The 933-nt window shown below is 66.0% G+C and carries 1 pseudogene; it reads right to left on the bottom strand.

Features of this window, described 5'->3' with window-relative positions:
- Nucleotides 1-418, bottom strand: a pseudogene (locus AC1D12_RS34225) (RNA polymerase sigma factor RpoD); the annotation flags it as partial.
- Between the last annotated feature and the right edge of the window lie 515 nt (nt 419-933).

The following is a 933-nucleotide window of genomic DNA, read 5'->3' as shown; positions in this document are numbered from 1 at the left end:
GCGTCTTCAGCTCATGGCGGCGCTTGGCGACTTCCTCTTCGGTGAGCGCGGTCTCGTCGAGGCCGAACTCGCGCATCAGCGCGCGTTCCTTGGCCCGCGACACCTTCATGCGCAGCGGCTTGGCCTTGGCAGCCTTGTCGTCGGTGCCGGCCGCTTCGGGCTCGGGCTCGCCTTCGAGGTCGGCTTCGAGGTCGGAGAAGTCCTCCTCGGGCACTTCTTCCTTCTTGGCGGCGGTGGCCGTGGCGGCCTTCGGCTTGCGGCCCGGCTTGCCCTTGGCTTCGGCGACGGGCGCGGCCTTGGCGGCCGGCTTGGCGACGGCCTTCTTCTTGTCTTCGGCTTCGGCCTTGCCGGCCTTCACGGCTTTCGACGCAGCGGCCGGCTGTGCTGCCTTGGCGGGGGCGCTCTTCTTCGCGGTCATGCAAATCCTCGAATGGTGGTGGTCGTCACGTCGAACCCAGCCTCAGGGGCACGCCAACAAGCCGGGTGACGGCGGCTTGGCAGGGCCCTGTTCAGCGGAGGTCCAAAGACGTAGCGAGGCCCGGATCAAGCCTTAGCTTGGGGCCGCAATCAAATGGGCAAGGTCGCGTGACCATCAAACGGAGTACAGCCCTTGCGGGGTAGGGTGGCCTTGAGGTGGGGACCCTGGGTCAGAGGGTGGCCGGGGCCCGGAGGTGCTGTCTTTGTTGACCGTTCGTCACTCTTGCCGCGTAACAAACCTTCGATTATCGGCGAAAGAAAGCGTTACGTCAAAGTCACGCCGCAAAGTCAGGTTGGATTGGCGAGTTTCATGCGCTGCATGCGCTGCCTTCTCTGGGCGTCGAGTTCGCGCCATTGCACCAGGGCCGCGGGGTCGGTTTCGGCCTGGCGGATCAGCACCTGCAGGCGCGCCGACAGCAGCTCGACCCACATGCCGTCGATCACGCGGCGCAGGTC

It is taken from the genome of Rhizobacter sp. P1_G5 (genome assembly GCF_056405435.1).
The sequence above is the reverse complement of the archived record's forward strand: the minus strand, read 5'-3'. Positions and strand labels throughout refer to the sequence as shown.